This window comes from Streptomyces sp. NPDC001663 (assembly GCF_042893105.1).
Taxonomy (GTDB): Bacteria; Actinomycetota; Actinomycetes; order Streptomycetales; family Streptomycetaceae; genus Streptomyces.
The window spans coordinates 257,713-275,219 of sequence record NZ_JBIAUR010000011.1 but is presented as its reverse complement, the minus strand read 5'-3'; the positions used below and the strand labels follow the sequence as shown (position 1 = coordinate 275,219).

Below are 17,507 nucleotides of genomic sequence, written 5' to 3'. Positions count from 1 at the left end.
AGGGTGCACGGGGCGGCTTCAGCGGGTCTCGGCCGCCGCGATCTTCCTACGACGCCACAGCGCCACCGGCACCACGCCCGTGAGGGCGAGCGCGTTCGGCGCGGCCGTCAGAGCGGCGGACGCCGAGGACTGGTTGTTCAGGCCGGGCTGGTCGAAGGTGTCCGGGACCGGGAGCGTGTCCCAGCGGGTGATCGGCCATGCGATGACGATGGCGCGTCCGACGACCTTGTCCACCGGAACCATGCCGTTGTGCTTGTCGCTCTGGTTGTAGCGGGAGTCGCGCGAATTCTGGCGGTGGTCGCCCATGACCCAGATGTAGCCCTTGGGGACCTTCACCGTGAACTGGCCGCCCTGGTCGTCCACGCTGCACGGCGTGTTGCCGGCGTAGACGAACGATGTGTCGTTGAGCGCCTTGCCGTTCACCTTGAGCGGTCCGCTGCCCTTGCAGGAGACGGTGTCGCCGCCGACGCCGATGACGCGCTTGATGAGGTCCTTCTCCTCGGCGGACGGCATCAGGCCGATCCAGCTGAGGACCTTCTGCAGCGCGTTCGGAGTGGCGGTCGGCTCGCCCGCCAGCCAGTTGTCCGGGTCGTGGAAGACGACGACCTCGCCGCGCTCGGGCTTCGAACCGAACCACGGGGTGAGCTTGTCGACGAGGACGCGGTCGCCCTGCTGGAGGGTGTTCTGCATCGAGTCCGAGGGAATCGAGAACGCCTGCACCAGGAACGTCTTGATCAGCAGCGCCAGCACGAGCGCGATGCCGATCAGAATGGGCAGCTCCTTCCAGAAGGAGCGCTGCTTCTTGGACTTGGGGGTCGAGTCGCCCGGCCCTTGATCCCCGGGTTTGGTCTGCTCGTCGCGCGCGGGCCCGTCGTCGGCCGCCGGGGAGTCACTCCCGGAGGTCACGGCGCTGTCCGCGGCCGGGACGGCTTCCACGGGGTGTCCGCGGTGCTCCTCGCCGTCGTGTCCGGACCGTGCGCCAACCGCCACATCCCCCACGCCAACTCCTTACTCTGTGCCGCCGCCTGCCCCATATACGGCGCAGGCCCACCACTCCCATAACGAGCGGGAGTTCCGCAGGGGTCGGGAGCTGGATCGTTCCGTTCAGATCGTCGGGAGCAACCCTATGCGACAGCTGCGGGGACGCGGTCGTCCCCGACACGGAGTTGGAAACGGAGGAGAAAGTTTTAGGTTCTTTCAGCATGTTCCAGTGGCCGAAGGGCCAGGCGATGACCTTCGCCCGTCCCACCACTGAGTCCACGGAGACCGTGCCGCCGTAGTCGGTGTTCATGTGGGCGCGGGAGTCCGCGGAGTTGCCCCGGTGGTCGCCCATCACCCACAACCGCCCCTGGGGGACGGTGATATCGAACTGCTGCGTGGAGGGGGCGTTTCCGGGATAGAGGTAGTCACCCTCGGTCAGGGGCACGCCGTTGACGGTCACCCGCCCCTGCGCGTCACAGCACTTGACGTGGTCGCCGCCGACCCCGATGACCCGCTTGATGAGGTCCTTCTCGTTGTCGGACGGCAGCAGGCCGATGAAGGTGAGCCCCTCCTTGACCTGTTTGACGACGACCGGGTCGTCCTTCTTCGTCGTGGTCTGCTCGTCCGCGAGCCAGCCGCCGGGGTCCTTGAAGACGACGACGTCGCCACGCTTGGGCTTGGAGCCGAACCACGGGGTGAACTTGTCGACCAGGACGCGGTCGCCGATCCGGATCGTCTGCTCCATGGAACCGGACGGGATCACGAACGCCTGGACGAGGAACGTCTTCAGGACCAGGGCTATGAGCACCGCGACGCCGACGAGGAGGGGTATCTCCTTGACGGCGCTGCGCCGGCGCTTTCGCTTGACCTTGCGCTGCAGCTTGCGCCGCTCGGCACGGGTACGGCCGCCGCCCACACCGCCGCCGGTGCGGCGGGAGCCGGTGGGCAGCAGGTCCTCGGTACCGAAGGGGTTGCTCGGCGCGGCACCGCGCGGTTTGCCACGGTTACCCATGCGCACCGTCCGCGGCGGGCACGCGCGCGTAGGCGCCGGGACGCTGCAGGCGGGTCCAGTGGGCGGTGGGCCACACGATCCAGTCGGCCCGTCCGATGACGTCGGAGACCGGGATCATGCCGCCGCCGGGCGAGCCGAGGTGGTCGCGGGAGTCGCTGGAGTCGCTGCGGTGGTCGCCGAGGACGAAGAGGGTGCCCTGGGGCACGACGACCTTGAAGGGCACCGTGGACGGGGTGTCGCCGGGGAACAGGAAAGTCGACTCGTCGACCGACCGGCCGTTCACCTCGATCCTCCCCTCCTTGTCGCAGCAGACCACGTGGTCTCCTCCCACACCCACGACGCGCTTGATGTAGTCGGCGTTCCCGAAGTACCCGGTTCCGTCGAACACGACGACATCGCCGCGGCGCGGCTCGGCACCGAAACGGTACGCCAACTTATTTACGAGAACGCGGTCCCCGATCCTCAATCCGTTTTCCATGGATCCGCTGGGAATCTGGAATGGTTGGACCACGAAAGCGTTGAGGAGCAGCAAAAACACCAGGCAGAGCAGCAGGATCAAGGAGATCCAGCCACCGGGCAGCCAGTCGGTGATCCGCGTCACCAACGCGAAACGCGACCGTCCCTCCACAGCCGCTGATACAGGGCTGGAAGAGCGGTCGCGCTTCGTCGGCTGTGCTTCGGTGTCCATCGGGGCCAGATGCTATCCGGCCCCGCTATGCACACCCGCGCGAGCTCAGCTGTCGCGCTTCTCCTTGATCTTCGCGGCCTTACCGCGCAGCTCGCGCAGGTAGTACAGCTTGGCGCGACGCACGTCACCGCGGGTGACGAGCTCGATCTTCTCGACGATCGGGGTGTGCACCGGGAAGGTGCGCTCGACGCCGACGGAGAAGGAGACCTTGCGGACCGTGAAGGTCTCGCGGACACCGGCGCCCTGGCGGCGGATCACAACGCCCTTGAACTGCTGCACACGGGAGCGGTTGCCCTCGATGACGCGGACGTGGACGTTGACGGTGTCACCCGGGCGGAAGGCCGGGACGTCGCTGCGCAGCGACGCGCTGTCGACGGAGTCGAGCAGGTGAGACATTTCGTCTGCTTTCTTCGCTGATGCCACAGGTCATCAACGGGAGCTAGGTGTTCCAGAAGGATGCTGTCCGTGTCGGGACGGGCGTCGTGTCCCCCTGTGGCAGGGGCGCACGCCGGACGACGCACAACAGCGGTCTATTCTTCCACGCCCTGAGTCCTGCGCCAAAATCGGCCGTACGGCTCCCCCTCCGGGTCCGGGGCCCAGCCCAGGATGGAGAGCATCTCCCGGTCCTTCTTGTCGAAGACCTTGGGGTCGCAACGCTCAATGAGGTCGGGCCGGTTGAGGGTCGTACGCCGAAGGGCCTCGTCGCGGCGCCAGCGGGCGATCTTGCCGTGGTGGCCGCTGAGCAGCACGTCCGGGATGCCGCGGCCGCGCCACTCCGGGGGCTTGGTGTAGACGGGACCTTCCAGGAGGTTGGCCATCGCGCCGGGCGCGAAGGAGTCGTCACGGTGCGATTCCGCGTTGCCCAGGACGCCGGGCAGCAGGCGCGCGACGGCCTCCGTGACGACCAGGACGGCCGCCTCGCCGCCGGCCAGGACGTAGTCGCCGATGGACAATTCGTAGACGGGCATACGGGTCGCGTACTCGTCGATCACGCGACGGTCGATGCCCTCGTATCGCGCGGGCGTGAAGATCAGCCAGGGGCGCTCGGAGAGCTCTACGGCGAGTTCCTGGGTGAAGGGCCGTCCGCTCGGGGTGGGCACGATCAGCGCCGGCGCGTGGGAGCCGGTCTCGTAGCCGTCGGCGAGGGCGGAGTCCAGGGCGTCGCCCCAGGGGTCGGTCTTCATGACCATGCCCGGGCCGCCGCCGTACGGGGTGTCGTCGACGGTGTTGTGGCGGTCGTACGTCCACGCGCGCAGGTCGTGCACATGGACGTTGAGCTGTCCACGCGCGCGTGCCTTGCCGACGAGGGAGACGTTCAGCGGCTCGAGGTACTCGGGGAAGATCGTGACGACGTCGAGGCGCATTACGCCTCGTCCCGCGAGGACACGATGTCGGCCCGGTCGTCGATCAGGCCGGGCGGCGGGTCGATGATCGCCCGCTGCTCCTCCAGGTCGATCTCCGTGACGATCTCCTCGACGAAGGGGATGAGGACCTCGCTGCCGTCGGGGCGCTCCACGATGAACAGGTCCTGGGAGGGCAGGTGCGAGATCTCCGTGATCCGGCCGACCTCCACGCCGTCCTTGGTCACCACGTCCAGGTCCATCAGCTGGTGGTCGTAGTACTCGTCCTCCTCCTCGGGGAGCACCTCCGGGTCCACCTCTGCGATCAGGAGGGTGTTGCGCAGGGCCTCGGCTGCGGTGCGGTCCTTCACGCCCTCGAAGCGCAGGAGGAGCCGGCCGCTGTGGACACGGCCGGTCTCGATGGTGAGCGGGCCCGTGGAAGCGGGGTCCGTGAGCAGTACGGCGCCGGGCGCGAGCCTCAGCTCCGGCTCGTCGGTGCGGACCTCGACGGTGACCTCGCCCTTGATGCCGTGGGCACGGCCGATGCGAGCGACTACCAGCTGCACTGTGCTTGATCTCCTGTAGGTACGACTACGGGCCGGGGACGGCCCTGTGGCCCTCCCCGGCCCGAGCCGGTGCTGCGTTTGGCGTCAGCGGACGTGGTCGACGTCGACTAGGTCGACGCGGACACCGCGGCCGCCGATGGCACCCACGACGGTGCGCAGAGCGCGTGCGGTGCGGCCGTTGCGGCCGATCACCTTGCCGAGGTCGTCGGGGTGGACCCGGACCTCGAGAACGCGCCCGCGGCGCAGGTTGCGCGAGGCGACCTGCACATCGTCAGGGTTGTCGACGATGCCCTTCACGAGGTGCTCGAGAGCCTCCTCGAGCATGCTCAGGCCTCGGCCGACTCGGACTCGGCGGCAGCCTCGTCCTTCTTCTCCGCCTTCTTCTTCTGGGTGATCGCCTCACCCTTGCCCTCGTCGTCGCCACTCAGGGCCTCGAACGACGGGCGCGCCTTCTTCGGCTCGGCAACCAGCAGCGGAGCCGGGGCGGGCTCGCCCTTGAACTTCTGCCAGTCGCCGGTCTTCTTCAGAATGGCGAGGACGGGCTCGGTCGGCTGCGCGCCGACACCCAGCCAGTACGCCACACGGTCGCCGTCCACCTCGATGACCGACGGGTTGTAGGTCGGGTGGTACTTGCCGATCTCCTCGATCGCACGGCCGTCACGGCGGGTGCGGGAGTCGGCGACGACGATGCGGTAGTGAGGCGAACGGATCTTGCCCAGACGCTTCAGCTTGATCTTGACTGCCACGGGAGTGGGTTCTCCTGGATTTGACGTGGTTGGGCACGGCGAGATGGCCGCGTGGGGTTGCGGTACCCGAGTGCCCGATGGACGCGTCAGCCGGAGGCGAGAGGGTTCCTGTGCGGCTGTCGAGTACAGCTAGCCATTGTGCCACACCCGGCGGGTCGCTTCCGACCGGGTGCTCGGGGGCATGCCTGCGGGGCACCCGGCGTTCCAGGTGCCCACAGGCTGCGCACGTCCGCTACGGCTTCCGGGGTGCGGCTGCCACGAGCAGCCGCATCCTCACGCCGCGCCGACGACCTCCGGGATCCGGAACGGCTTCCCGCACCCTCCGCACACGATCGGCGCCTGGGCCAGCACGGACGGGACGACCCGTACGTTACGACCGCAGTCGCACACCGCCTTGACCCGCACGCCGCCGCCGGAGGAGCCGTGGCGGGCGGCCGGACCCCGGAAGCTCTTCGGGGTGTCGGCGGAGGTGGCTGCCGTGTGGGCCTTCAGGGCTCGCTGCAGCCGCTCGATGGTCGGGCGGTAGCGGCGCTTGGCCTCGGGGTTGAGCGTGACCAGCGAGAAGCCGCTGCTGGGATGCGGTTCCTCGGGGTGGTCCAGGCCCAGCTCCTCGGCGATCGCGAGGAATCTGCGGTTGTGGTACCGACCGGCGCGGGACGTGTCGCGCACGCCGCGGGCGGCGGCGATGCCATGGACTGCCTCATGGAGCAGTCGCTCGAAGGAGAGCTCGTGACCGCACGCGGACGAGGACTCTCCGATCAGGGACTCTGGCGCGGCAAGGTCCGGCAGCTCGGGGTGGTACCGCTGAATGTCGGCCCACGCCTCTGCCAGCTCTGCGGCGAGAACAGGTGGTGTCTGTGTCGTGCTCACGTAATGACAACGAGCGGGAGCTCGAATGTGTTCCTATTCCGGGTCATCCCAAATAATTTGCACGTACCCGTCAGTTGCCGCTGATGCGCCCTGACGAGGGCGGGTGCGCTGATCTGCGGAGAAACCTCACAGCTCGTACCAAGGTGGTACGTAGTCCGACCTACGACCGGGCGCGTAGACGATGTCCACGGCCCGGTGCGGGTGTGATCCGCAGATGCGCAAGGGGCGTTTCGGCCGCTCTGGCACCGGAGGGCGCTACTTCAGTAAGCGCGCGCGACGACCGCGACGTTACCGGGCGCGTCCTCGCGGTCGGGCACCGACCCGTCCTCCGCGACCAGACACCGTACGGTCATCGCGCGCTCGGCCAGTCTGGCCTCGCCTTCTTCGCCGAGGTCCGCCCACGGGATGCGCGCCCAGCCGCCGGCGCCGACGGACTCGACGGCCTCCTCGATCGTGGACACGTCCGCCGTACGGGACTCGCGGCGCTCGCGCGACTGCCGCAGGAGCAGCGCCTGGTCCTCGTCGAGGACGGTGGGGAGCAGGCTCACGAGGGAGTCGAGAGCCACCGGCTCCTTGCCTCCGGGGATGCGGCGGGCCAGCATCGCCGTGCCGCTGTCCAGGTCACGGGGCCCGACCTCGATCCGTACGGGCACGCCCTTGAGCTCCCAGTCGACCGCGCGGCGCCCGAAGGGGAGGTCCGTGCGGTCGTCCACGTGGACGCGGATGCCGGCGTCCTTCAGCCGGGCGCCGATTTCGCGGACCTTGGCCAGAACCGCTTCGTCGCCCTTGATCGCGAGGACGACGGCCTGGATCTGCGCGAGCCGCGGCGGCACCCGCAGGCCGTTGTCATCCCCGTGAGTCATCACCAGGGCGCCGATCATGCGGGTCGTGGAGCCCCAGGACGTCTGCCAGACGAGCTCCTGCCTGCCTTCCTTCGACAGGTACGAGGTGTTGAAGGCCTTGGCGAAGTTCTGGCCCAGTTCGTGGCTGGTGACCATCTGGAGGGCCTTGCCGTCGCCCATCATGCTCTCGAGCGTGAGGGTGTTGATCGCGCCCGCGAAGCGCTCCTTGACCGTCTTGCGGCCGGACAGGAAGTCCATCGCGAGGACGTTCTCGAGGAAATCCCCGTAGACGTGCCGCTGGATGTGCGCGGCGAAGTCCCGCGCCTCCTCGTAGGTGGCGTGCGCGGTGTGGCCCTCCTGCCACAGGAATTCCGTCGTACGGAGGAAGAGCCGCGGCCTGAGTTCCCAACGCACCACGTTCGCCCACTGGTTGATGAGCAGGGGCAGGTCGCGGTAGCTCTGCACCCACTTCGAGAAGTACTCGTTGATGATCGTCTCGGAGGTGGGGCGGACCACGGCGGGCTCTTCGAGTTCCTTTCCGCCGGCATGGGTGACCACCGCGAGTTCGGGGGCGAAGCCCTCGACGTGGTCGGCCTCGCGGGTGAGGTACGACTGCGGGATCAGCAGCGGGAAGTACGCGTTCTGGGTGCCCGTCTCCTTGATCCGGGCGTCCATCTCGGCCTGCATCCGCTCCCACAGCCCGTACCCGTACGGTCGGATCACCATGGTGCCGCGCACCGGGCCGTTGTCGGCCAGCTCCGCCTTGTTGATCAGATCCTGGTACCAGCGGGGGAAGTCCTCCGCCCGGGGCGTGAGAACGGATGCCTTTGCCATGGCGCGATGCTACGGGCCGACGTTGCCGGGATGTGAATTCTTTTCGCTCGCACAGCCAACCCACAAGCCGGGCCCTTCAACCTCTGGACGAGCGGTCGAGTGCGGAGTTACCTGGCATACGGGGGGAGTGCGAGCGCACGTCACGGGGGCTACGGAAACGGGCACAGCGGCAACTCTCGGCGGATTGGGGCGCTTTAGATGACACCTACGCTCGTGCGGCGGCATCTCACTCACGCGGGCGAGGTACCCCGCGCAGACCTGTGTGCACGCGCGCGTGACTGGTCCGAGATCCAGGAGCGGATGCTGGTCCCGCTCTACGAGGCCGTCTACGAGCGACTGGAAGTGGGCCCCGGCACACGGCTGTTGGGCCTCGGCTGCGGCAGCGGGCTGGCTCTTCTGATGGCCGCGTGCAGAGGCGCCGCGGTCACCGGTGTCGACCACTCCTCCCCCGAGCGGCTCGCCCTCGCGCGGGAGCGGCTGCTGCCGGAGGCCTGGAGCACGCGTGCGCGTGCGGACACGCGGCTCGTCGACGGTTCGCCCGAGGACGTAGGGGCCGCGGGCGACGCGGAGACGCCCGCGTACACCCTGGTGACCGCTTTCGAGCCCATCGGGTGTCTCGCGGGCGACTCGGAGGGGCTCGGCGGGCTGCTGCAGGCAGCGACACCGCTCGCCGAGCGCGGGGCGCCCGTGGTGCTCGCCGGCTGGGGCCCGCCGGAGCGCTGCACCACGTCGTCCGTGCTGCGGGTGGCCACCAAACTGGCGGATCCGCTGCGCAGCACGGGCAGTTGGCGCCCCGCCCTTCGCGACGACCTGGAGGAGGTGGCCCAGCGGGCGGGCCTGAAGCCCGACGGCTCGGGCCGGGTGGCCTGCCCGTTCGGCTACGCCGACACGGACAGCGCGGTACGGGGGCTGCTGTCGACGGGCCTGTTCGACGCGGCGATCTCGGCGACGGACCAGACCCAGGTCGACAAGGAGCTGACGGAGGCCCTGCACCCGTATCAGCGCCGGGACGGCACGGTGTGGATGCCGAACGTGTTCCGGTACCTGATCGCCCGTACGCCCTGACAGGACCGCTCCTGCCCGCAGTTGTGATTGGCGTGAAGCAGACGATGCGGTACGTACGCTGCTTCGTTGCACAGGGCACCACTCGCAATCTGGCACACAGGAGCTGTTTTGCTGCACCACAAGACCGCGCTGCGCCTCGCCGCGCCCGTGGCCGTTCTGGCCCTGACGCTCACCGCCTGCGGCGGCGGGGGCGACAAGGCCGACGCCAAAAGCCCGGCCACCGCCCGGGCCAAGGCCTCCCCGAGCCCCTCGGCGGCCTCCGGTGGCGAGCTGGCGACCGGTGAGGCGGCCACGGGGAAGTTCAAGGAGGACCCCGGTGTGGTCACGTACGGGATCGTGGCGCAGAAGGTCGTGCTCGGCACCGAGGCCGACGCCGCGAAGGCCGTGGCCGACGCGAAGAACGCCAAGGGCAAGGTGCTGGCCACCGCGCAGGTGAAGTTCACGCACCAGGGCGGTCCGGCGCTCACCGACTCCCCCGATGTCAACGACGGCACCGAGGTCTATGCCGACGGTGTGCCGGGGGCGATCCTCATCGGTGCGGACGAGAGCGCTGTCGCCGGCTGCGAGGACCCGTACGACATCGAGAGCTGGAGGCAGGGCGAGAGTCACGTCTTCTGCGAGACGTACCTGGTGCCCGCGGACGCGAAGAGCGTCGAGGTGCACTGGGCCGAGGAGGACGGGGCACCGTACGTCTGGAAGTTCCCGGGCAAGTAGGCGGTGCGGGGGTGGCCGGGCCGCGGTCACCCCTCGCCCTTCGCGAGCCGCGTGATGCCCGCGATGCGGTACGCGTCCGCCTCCTCCAGGGTCTCCCGCTCCAGCAACGCCTGGGCGAGGGCGTCCAGTTGGCCGCGGTGGTCGCGGAGCTTGCGGCAGGCCTCCTCGTAGCACTCGTCGACGATCCGGCGCATCTCGTGCTCGATCACGTCCAGGGTCTGCGGGGCCGCCGAGAGGCCGTAGGCCTGCTGGGCGTCGCCGGGCAGCGCCGACAGACGGCCGACGCGCTCGCTCATGCCCCAGCGGGCGACCATGCCGCGGACGATGTTGGTGACCTGCTCGAGGTCGTTCTCCGCGCCGGTCGTGATCACCCCGTAGACGACCTGCTCCGCCGCCATGCCGCCGAGCGCGCCGATGATCCGGCCGCGCAGGTACTCCTCCGTGTACGCGTACTTGTCGGACTCCGGCGTCGAGAGCGTCACGCCGAGCGCGCGGCCGCGCGGCACGATGGTGATCTTGCGGACGGGGTCGGCGCCGGGCTGCAGCATGCCGAGCAGGGCGTGGCCGCTCTCGTGGTACGCGGTGCGGCGGCGCTCCTCCTCGGGCATCACCAGGGGCCGTTCGGCGCCCAGTTGGACCTTCTCCAGTGCCTCCGAGAGGTCGGACTGCGTGACCCTCTCCTGCTTGCGCTTGACGGCGAGGAGGGCGGCCTCGTTGGCGAGGTTGGCCAGTTCGGCGCCGGTCATGCCCGGGGTCGTACGGGCGACATGGGCCAGGTCGACGTCCTTCGCGAGGGGGATCTCGCGGGTGTGGATCTGGAGGATGGCCTCGCGGCCGCCGCGGTCCGGGGGCGAGACCATGACCACCCGGTCGAAGCGGCCGGGGCGGGTGAGGGCCGGGTCGAGGACGTCGGCGCGGTTGGTGGCCGCGATGACGATGACGCCCTCGGAGCCCGAGAAGCCGTCCATCTCGGTGAGGATCTGGTTCAGCGTCTGCTCGCGCTCGTCGTGGCCGCCCATGCCGGAACCGCCGCCGCGGGCCCGGCCGATGGTGTCGATCTCGTCGATGAAGATGATCGACGGCGCCACCTTGCGGGCCTCCGCGAACAGCTCACGCACGCGTGAGGCGCCGACGCCGACGATCATCTCGATGAACTCGGAGGCCGAAGCCGAGAAGAACGGGACTCCGGCCTCGCCCGCCACCGCCCGCGCGAGCAGCGTCTTTCCGGTGCCGGGCGGGCCCGCGAGCAGCACGCCGCGGGGCATCTTCGCGCCCATACGGCGATACGCGTCCGGGTTCTTCAGGAAGTCCACGACGTCGTTGAGCTCGCCCTCGACCTCGTCGATGCCGGCCACGTCCTCGAAGGTGGTCCGCTGCTGTCCGGGCTCCAACTCGACCGGCTTGGGCGGTGCCTTGCGGCCGAGCATGCCGCCCGCGCCGCCCATCCCCGCGCTCATCCGCCGTGCGATGAAGACCCACACCGCGATCAGCAGCAGCATCGGTGCCAGCGAGATCAGCAAGTTGGCCAGAAAGCTGCGGTGCTGGACAACCGGCTCCGCCGTGACCGTGACGTCGTGCTTGGTCAGGTCGTCCCAGATCTGGTCGCTCGCGAACGTCGGCCGCTCGGTGTTGAACTTGGTGTACTTGCCGCCTCCGTCCGGGTTGCTCCGCTCCTTCTTGAGCTGGCCCTGGATCGCGTTGCCCTTGGCGTAGATCTTGCTGACGTTGCCCGCGTCGACCTGCTTGCTGAACTCGGTGTACGAGATCGTCGGCTCGTCGCCCTCGTTGAAGAACGACAGGATCAGGTTCGCGATCAGGTACACGACCAGCGCGGTGAGGATCAGACTCCACCAACCGCCCCGCATCTTCCGCCCGCCCGGCGGCTTCGGCGGCTCCTCGGGAGTGCCCTCGGTACGCCAGGGCTGGTCGGGCGACTTGCGTGGCGGCGCGGGGTTGGTCATATCCGGACGTTACGACAACGACCAACCCCTGGCACGCGCACAGGGTGAAGCAGAGGGTGAACTCAGCCCATGAACTTCTTGAACTCGTCCGGCAGCTCGAAGTCCTGAGGCGCCTGCTGGCCCGGCACACCGAAGGCGTTGCCGCCCTGAGCGGCCGCCGCCCTGCGTGCGGCCTCCTCCTGCTCCTGCTGCTTGCGCTTCATCGGGTTGCCGGAGCGCTGCTTGCCCTTGGCCTTCTTCGGCTGCTTCTTGGAGCGACCGGGACCACCGCCCATGCCCGGCATCCCGGGCATACCCGGCATGCCGCCGCCCTGAGCCATGCGGGACATCATCTTGCGGGCCTCGAAGAACCGCTCGACCAGGTTCTTGACCGCGCTGACCTCGACGCCGGAACCCTTGGCGATACGGGCGCGACGCGAGCCGTTGATGATCGTCGGCTCCTGGCGCTCGCCCGGCGTCATCGACTTGATGATGGCGGCCGTGCGGTCGACGTCCCGCTCGTCGAGGTTGTTGATCTGGTCCTTGATCTGGCCCATGCCCGGGAGCATGCCGAGCAGCTTGCTGATGCTGCCCATCTTCCGGACCTGCTCCATCTGGGCCAGGAAGTCGTCCAGGGTGAAGTCCTGGCCCTTCTTGGACGCCAGCTTGGAGGCCATCTTCTCGGCCTCTTCCTGGCTGAACGTCTTCTCCGCCTGCTCGATCAGGGTGAGCAGGTCACCCATGTCGAGGATGCGGGAGGCCATCCGGTCAGGGTGGAAGGCGTCGAAGTCGTCGAGCTTCTCGCCGTTCGACGCGAACATGATCGGCTTGCCGGTGATCTGGCGGATCGACAGGGCCGCACCACCGCGGGCGTCGCCGTCGAGCTTGGAGAGCACCACGCCGTCGAAGCCGACGCCGTCGCGGAAGGCCTCGGCGGTGTTGACCGCGTCCTGACCGATCATCGCGTCGACGACGAAGAGGATCTCGTCCGGCGAGACCGCGTCCCGGATGTCCGCGGCCTGCTGCATCATGTCCTGGTCGATGCCCAGGCGGCCGGCGGTGTCCACGATCACGATGTCGTGGACCTTGGTCCGGGCGTGCTCGATGGAGTCCTTGGCGACCTTGACCGGGTCACCCACGCCGTTGCCGGGCTCCGGAGCGTATACGGCCACCCCGGCCCGCTCGGCGACGACGCTCAGCTGGTTCACCGCGTTCGGGCGCTGGAGGTCGGCGGCGACCAGCAGCGGCGAGTGGCCCTGCTCCTTCAGCCAGCGGCCGAGCTTGCCCGCGAGGGTGGTCTTACCGGCACCCTGCAGACCCGCCAGCATGATCACGGTCGGCGGCTGCTTGGCGAAGCGCAGACGACGGGTCTCGCCACCGAGGATGGTGACCAGTTCGTCGTTGACGATCTTGAGGACCTGCTGGGCCGGGTTCAGCGCCCGGGACACCTCTACGCCGAGGGCGCGCTCCTTGACGTTCTTGATGAACGTACGGACGACGGGCAGGGCCACGTCCGCCTCGAGGAGCGCGATGCGGATCTCGCGCGCGGTGGCGTCGATGTCCGCCTCGGAGAGCCGTCCTTTGCCGCGCAGGTTCTTGAAAGTCGCTGAGAGGCGATCGGAAAGAGTATCGAACACGGCGCTCGCGGTCCTCGGGGTCGGTGGCTGCGGATGAATCGCCCTCCAGGGTATCCCGGCTCGCCACGACACCGGGATCCCGTGTCAGCCCCGCAACATCTCCTCCAGCTTCCGCGCCACGGAGGCCGCCTCCTCGCCGGGCAGGGGCGCCCCCTCGGGGCCGGTCACATAGAAGGCGTCGACGGCGTTGGCACCCAGCGTCGACACATGCATGCTGCGCACCCGCACCTTGGCGTCGTCCAGCGCCCGCCCGATCCGGTGCAACAGGCCGGGGGCGTCCTGCGCCCGCACCTCGATCACCGTGGCCAGGCGTGACGCGGCGGACGCGACCGTCACCCGCGCCGCCGGCGCCACGACACCCCGCCGGCGCGGATAGGCGGCGTCCCGCTCGGCGAGCCGCCCCGCGATGTCCAGGGAGCCGTCCAGCGCCCGTACGAGATCCGCGCGCAGGCGCGCGGCTTGGGGCAGCGAGCCGTACTCGGCGGCGACCCGCCAGTCCAGCAGCAGGACCGCGCCCTCGACACCGTCCGGCAGGTCCAGGGCGCGCAGTTCCGCGGTGCGGACGGTCAGGCGGTGCATGGCGAGGACGCCGGCGACCGCGGGCAGCACGCCCGGCTGGTCCGGTACGGCGATGAGCAGCTCGACGCCGAGCGGTTCGGGGTCGCCGGACGGCTGCTCCTCCGTCGGCGGCTCGGTCTGGGCGCGCAGGGACAGCACCGGGCTGCCGGTGGCGATCGCCTCGATGGCGAGCCGCTCCTGCTCGGCGGTGGGCGCGGCGGCCTCCGGCTCGTCCGGGACGTCCCCGGCGAGGACGGCCGCGACCCGCTTGACCAGGTCGGCCACGAGCGAGCCGCGCCAGGACGACCAGGCGGCCGGACCGGTGGCCAGCGCGTCCGCCTCGGTCAGCGCGTGCAGCAGCTCCAGCGTGCCCTGCGAGCCGACCGCGTCGGCGACCGAACGGACGGTGGCCGGGTCCTCCAGGTCACGGCGGGTGGCGGTGTCCACGAGCAGCAGGTGGTGGCGTACGAGGGTCGCGAGTACGGCGACCTCCTCGCGATCGAAGCCGATGCGCGCGGCGACATCCTTGGCGATGATCTCGCCGGCCACGGAGTGGTCGCCGGGCCAGCCCTTGCCGATGTCGTGCAGCAGCGCGGCGACCAGAAGGAGGTCGGGGCGGTGGACACGACGGGTGAACTCCGAGGCGCGGACGGCCGTTTCGATCAGGTGCCGGTCGACGGTCCAGATGTGCACGGCGTTGCGCTGCGGCCGGCAGCGCACCCGCTCCCAGTCCGGAAGCAGCCGCGTGATCAGGCCTTCCGCCTCCAGCGCCTCCCAGACCTCGATGGTGGGGTGGCCGGAGCCGAGCAGGGTGACCAGCTGTTCGCGCGCCTCGGCGGGCCAGGGCGTGGGCATCGGGCGCACATGGGCCGCCAGGCGCCGGACGGCGTGCAGGGAGAGCGGGAGGCCGGCCTGTGCGGCGGCGGCCGCGGCACGCAGCGGCAGCACGGGGTCGCGCTCGGGGCGTGCGGCACGGGCGAGCACCACCTCGCCGTCCTGCTCGACCACGCCCTCGGCCAGCGGAGAACGGTCGGTGACCGGCTTTCCGCCACCGAGCATGGCGCGCAGCCGCGGCCGCACGGCCCGCGACCTGAGCACCCGCCCCACCTCGCGCCAGGTGACGTCGCTGGCGTACGAGATGACCCGCGCCGCCTCGTACACCTGCCGCAGCAGCGTGTCCGCGTCGAGCAGGCCGAGCTCGGCGGCGACCTGGTCCTGCTCCTGGAGCGCGAGCCGGTCGGTGGCGCGCCCGGTGGTGAGGTGCAGTGCGTCACGTACGTCGAGCAGCCGGCGCCGGGCGTCGTCCAGGCCCTCGCGCGGGGCGTCGGCCAGCCAGGAGGCGGCGACGGCGCGCAGGGCGGTGGCATCACGGAGGCCGCCGCGGGCCTCCTTGAGGTCGGGCTCCAGCAGGTACTGCAGCTCGCCCTGGCGCTCGGCGCGCTCGGCACACAGTTCCTGGAGCTCGGGGAGACGTTTCGGCGCCTGGTTGCGCCAGTCGGCGAGGACGGCCGTGCGCAGACCGGCGGTCAGTCCCAGGTCACCGGCGATATGCCGGGCGTCCAGGAGGCCGAGCTGGACCTTCAGATCCTCCGCGGCCGTCTTGCGGGCCTCGGCCGGCGTACGCACCGAGTGGTCGAGGGAGAGGCCGAGGTCCCAGACGGGGTACCAGATGCGATCGGCCAGGGCGGCGACCGCCTTGGGGTCGCTGCCGTCGTGGAGGAGGAGCAGGTCCAGGTCGCTGCGTGGGGACAGCTCGCCGCGGCCGTAGCCGCCGACGGCGACCAGGGACGCGCCGCGCAGGTCCTCGGCGCCCGCGGCGAAGAGGCCCGTCAGCCAGTCGTCGGTCAGTTCCGACAGCGCCTTACGGCGCGGCGGCCCGGACTGCGCCCCCTCTGTGAGGAGACGCAGCCGGGCCGCCGCATAGCCGCTGGGTCCCGAGTCCTCTGCTTCCTTGCGCACGTCCGTACTCGACACCCAGCGACTCCTGTCCTTCTTTTTCTGTTAGAGCGCGTCCGGGCCGCGCTCGCCGGTCCGGACCCGTACGGCCGTCTCGACCGGGAGGGACCAGACCTTGCCGTCACCGATCTTGCCGGTGCGGGCGGCCTTGACGATGACGTCGATCAGCTGCTCGGCGTCGTCGTCCTCGGCCAGTACCTCGATACGGATCTTGGGGACCAGGTCGACGGTGTACTCGGCACCGCGGTAGACCTCGGTGTGGCCCCTCTGACGACCGTAACCGCTCGCCTCGGTGACCGTCAGGCCGTGTACGCCGAAGGCCTGGAGGGCTTCCTTGATCTCGTCGAGCCGGTGGGGCTTGACGACGGCGGTGATGAGCTTCATGCGTCCACCTTCTTGCTGTCGGCACCGACTCCGGCCGGGACGGCGCTCTTGGCCAGGCCGCCACCGGCACCGCTGAAGTCGTATGCGGTCTCGGCGTGCTCCGCCTGGTCGATGCCGGAGATCTCCTCGTCCTCGGTGACCCGCATACCGATGGTCTTGTCGAGGAGGAAGGCGAGGACCGCGGAAGCGATCAGGGAGTAGGCGAGGACCGCGCCGACACCGGCGAACTGCTTCCACAGCTGGGTGAAGGAGTGGTCGCCGTAGAAGACGCCGGTCGCGGTGGACTGGCCCTTGCCGGTGGCGAAGAAGCCGATGAGCAGGGAGCCGATGATGCCGCCGACCATGTGGACACCGACGACGTCGAGGGAGTCGTCGTAGCCGAACTTGTACTTCAGGCCCACGGCCGCGGCGCAGGCGACACCGGCGATGGCGCCGACGGCGATCGCGCCGAGCGGGCTGACCGCACCACCGGACGGGGTGATCGCGACCAGACCGGCGACCGCACCGGAGGCGGCGCCCAGCGTGGTGAACGCGCCGTGCCGGATCTTCTCGTAGGCGAGCCAGGCCAGCATGGCGGCGGCGGTGGCGACCTGGGTGTTGACGAACATCAGCGCGCCGACGCCGTCGTCGTTGCCGAGCCACGAACCGGCGTTGAAGCCGAACCAGCCGAACCACAGCAGACCGGCGCCGAGCATGACCAGCGGGAGGCTGTGCGGGCGCATCGGGTCCTTCTTGAAGCCGACGCGCTTGCCGATGACCAGGATGACGCCGAGGGCGCCGGCACCGGCGTTGATGTGGACCGCGGTACCACCGGCGAAGTCGATCACACCGAGCTTGAAGGCCCAGCCGTCGGCGCCCCAGACCCAGTGGGCGACCGGGACGTAGACGACCGTCAGCCACAGGGCGACGAAGAGCGCCCAGGCCGAGAACTTGACGCGGTCGGCGATGGCACCGCTTATCAGGGCCGGGGTGATGATGGCGAACATCATCTGGAAGACCATGAAGACGAAGATCGGGATGGTGTAGCCGTCCCAGAGCTCCGTCAGCCCGACGTTGCTCATGCCGAACCAGTCGGAGTTCCAGCCGATGAGGCTGTTGTTCGTACCGAAGGCAAGGGAGAAGCCGTACAGCACCCACAGGATGGTGACGATCCCGATGCTGATGAAGCTCATCATCAGCATGTTGAGAGTGCTCTTGACGCGGACCATGCCTCCGTAGAAGAAGGCGAGGCCCGGGGTCATGATCAGCACCAGGGCGGAACAGATGAGCATGAAGCCTGTGTTGGCGGCAGACAGCTTGGGTGCCTCCGCGGCAAGCGTGATGGCTGGTGCCATCGGCGTCTCCTCGTCGTTGGTACGGCCCCGTGCGGGCAGA

Annotated in this window: 17 protein-coding genes; 2 read left to right on the top strand and 15 right to left on the bottom strand. The window is 69.6% G+C overall.

What is annotated here, in order from left to right:
- Positions 1-18 precede the first annotated feature (18 nt).
- The 10 genes from lepB (ACFY1L_RS33470) to proS all read right to left on the bottom strand — a co-directional run bounded on the left by lepB (ACFY1L_RS33470) (position 19) and on the right by proS (position 7,879).
- Positions 19-999 (bottom strand): signal peptidase I, encoded by a 981-nt coding sequence (gene lepB / locus ACFY1L_RS33470; protein ID WP_388832439.1) that lies wholly within the window; start codon positions 997-999, stop codon positions 19-21.
- A complete protein-coding gene (gene lepB / locus ACFY1L_RS33465; protein ID WP_388832436.1) occupies positions 890-1,993 on the bottom strand; it encodes a signal peptidase I in 1,104 nt (367 codons plus the stop codon). Before lepB (ACFY1L_RS33465) ends, lepB (ACFY1L_RS33470) begins: the two co-directional genes overlap by 110 nt.
- Positions 1,986-2,681: a signal peptidase I gene (lepB, locus tag ACFY1L_RS33460; RefSeq protein WP_388832433.1), complete on the bottom strand. Its 696-nt coding sequence runs from the start codon at positions 2,679-2,681 to the stop codon at positions 1,986-1,988. The genes lepB (ACFY1L_RS33465) and lepB (ACFY1L_RS33460) overlap by 8 nt, the downstream gene beginning before the upstream one ends.
- Before the next feature lie 45 nt (positions 2,682-2,726).
- Entirely contained in the window at positions 2,727-3,077 is a 351-nt protein-coding gene (gene rplS / locus ACFY1L_RS33455) for a 50S ribosomal protein L19 (protein ID WP_030866123.1), read from the bottom strand.
- A gap of 134 nt (positions 3,078-3,211) precedes the next feature.
- Entirely contained in the window at positions 3,212-4,045 is an 834-nt protein-coding gene (trmD, locus tag ACFY1L_RS33450; protein ID WP_388832429.1) for a tRNA (guanosine(37)-N1)-methyltransferase TrmD, read from the bottom strand.
- Positions 4,045-4,587 (bottom strand): ribosome maturation factor RimM, encoded by a 543-nt coding sequence (gene rimM, locus ACFY1L_RS33445; protein ID WP_388832426.1) that lies wholly within the window; start codon positions 4,585-4,587, stop codon positions 4,045-4,047. The genes trmD and rimM overlap by 1 nt, the downstream gene beginning before the upstream one ends.
- 84 nt (positions 4,588-4,671) lie before the next feature.
- Positions 4,672-4,911, bottom strand: coding sequence for an RNA-binding protein (locus tag ACFY1L_RS33440; RefSeq protein WP_003973401.1), 240 nt, complete (start codon positions 4,909-4,911; stop codon positions 4,672-4,674).
- Positions 4,912-4,913: 2 nt separating this feature from the next.
- On the bottom strand, positions 4,914-5,333 hold the full coding sequence (rpsP, locus tag ACFY1L_RS33435) for a 30S ribosomal protein S16 (RefSeq protein ID WP_388832423.1): 420 nt from the start codon (positions 5,331-5,333) through the stop codon (positions 4,914-4,916).
- 273 nt (positions 5,334-5,606) lie between these two features.
- Positions 5,607-6,203 (bottom strand): hypothetical protein, encoded by a 597-nt coding sequence (locus ACFY1L_RS33430; RefSeq protein WP_030943152.1) that lies wholly within the window; start codon positions 6,201-6,203, stop codon positions 5,607-5,609.
- A 260-nt stretch (positions 6,204-6,463) separates the two neighbouring features.
- Positions 6,464-7,879 carry a proline--tRNA ligase gene (gene proS, locus ACFY1L_RS33425; RefSeq protein WP_388832419.1) on the bottom strand — a complete coding sequence of 472 codons (1,416 nt, stop codon included), beginning with the start codon at positions 7,877-7,879 and terminating at the stop codon, positions 6,464-6,466.
- A 198-nt stretch (positions 7,880-8,077) separates the two neighbouring features.
- On the opposite strand from proS, the gene ACFY1L_RS33420 reads away from it, so the two are divergent.
- Both ACFY1L_RS33420 and ACFY1L_RS33415 read left to right on the top strand, forming a co-directional pair.
- Positions 8,078-8,944, top strand: a complete 867-nt coding sequence (locus tag ACFY1L_RS33420) for an SAM-dependent methyltransferase (protein ID WP_388832416.1) — start codon at positions 8,078-8,080, stop codon at positions 8,942-8,944.
- A 108-nt stretch (positions 8,945-9,052) separates the two neighbouring features.
- Entirely contained in the window at positions 9,053-9,658 is a 606-nt protein-coding gene (locus ACFY1L_RS33415; RefSeq protein WP_388832413.1) for a hypothetical protein, read from the top strand.
- A gap of 26 nt (positions 9,659-9,684) precedes the next feature.
- Here the strand turns inward: ACFY1L_RS33415 and ftsH are convergent, their stop codons facing one another.
- From ftsH to ACFY1L_RS33390, 5 genes are all read right to left on the bottom strand, one after another.
- A complete protein-coding gene (gene ftsH / locus ACFY1L_RS33410; protein ID WP_388832410.1) occupies positions 9,685-11,619 on the bottom strand; it encodes an ATP-dependent zinc metalloprotease FtsH in 1,935 nt (644 codons plus the stop codon).
- A gap of 62 nt (positions 11,620-11,681) precedes the next feature.
- Positions 11,682-13,235 carry a signal recognition particle protein gene (gene ffh / locus ACFY1L_RS33405; RefSeq protein ID WP_388832407.1) on the bottom strand — a complete coding sequence of 518 codons (1,554 nt, stop codon included), beginning with the start codon at positions 13,233-13,235 and terminating at the stop codon, positions 11,682-11,684.
- Between the two features lie 84 nt (positions 13,236-13,319).
- Positions 13,320-15,767: a [protein-PII] uridylyltransferase gene (locus ACFY1L_RS33400; RefSeq protein ID WP_388832404.1), complete on the bottom strand. Its 2,448-nt coding sequence runs from the start codon at positions 15,765-15,767 to the stop codon at positions 13,320-13,322.
- Positions 15,768-15,794: 27 nt separating this feature from the next.
- Complete coding sequence (locus ACFY1L_RS33395) at positions 15,795-16,133, bottom strand: P-II family nitrogen regulator (protein WP_003997576.1); 339 nt, start codon at positions 16,131-16,133, stop codon at positions 15,795-15,797.
- On the bottom strand, positions 16,130-17,467 hold the full coding sequence (locus ACFY1L_RS33390) for an ammonium transporter (protein ID WP_388832401.1): 1,338 nt from the start codon (positions 17,465-17,467) through the stop codon (positions 16,130-16,132). The genes ACFY1L_RS33395 and ACFY1L_RS33390 overlap by 4 nt, the downstream gene beginning before the upstream one ends.
- Positions 17,468-17,507: the final 40 nt, after the last annotated feature.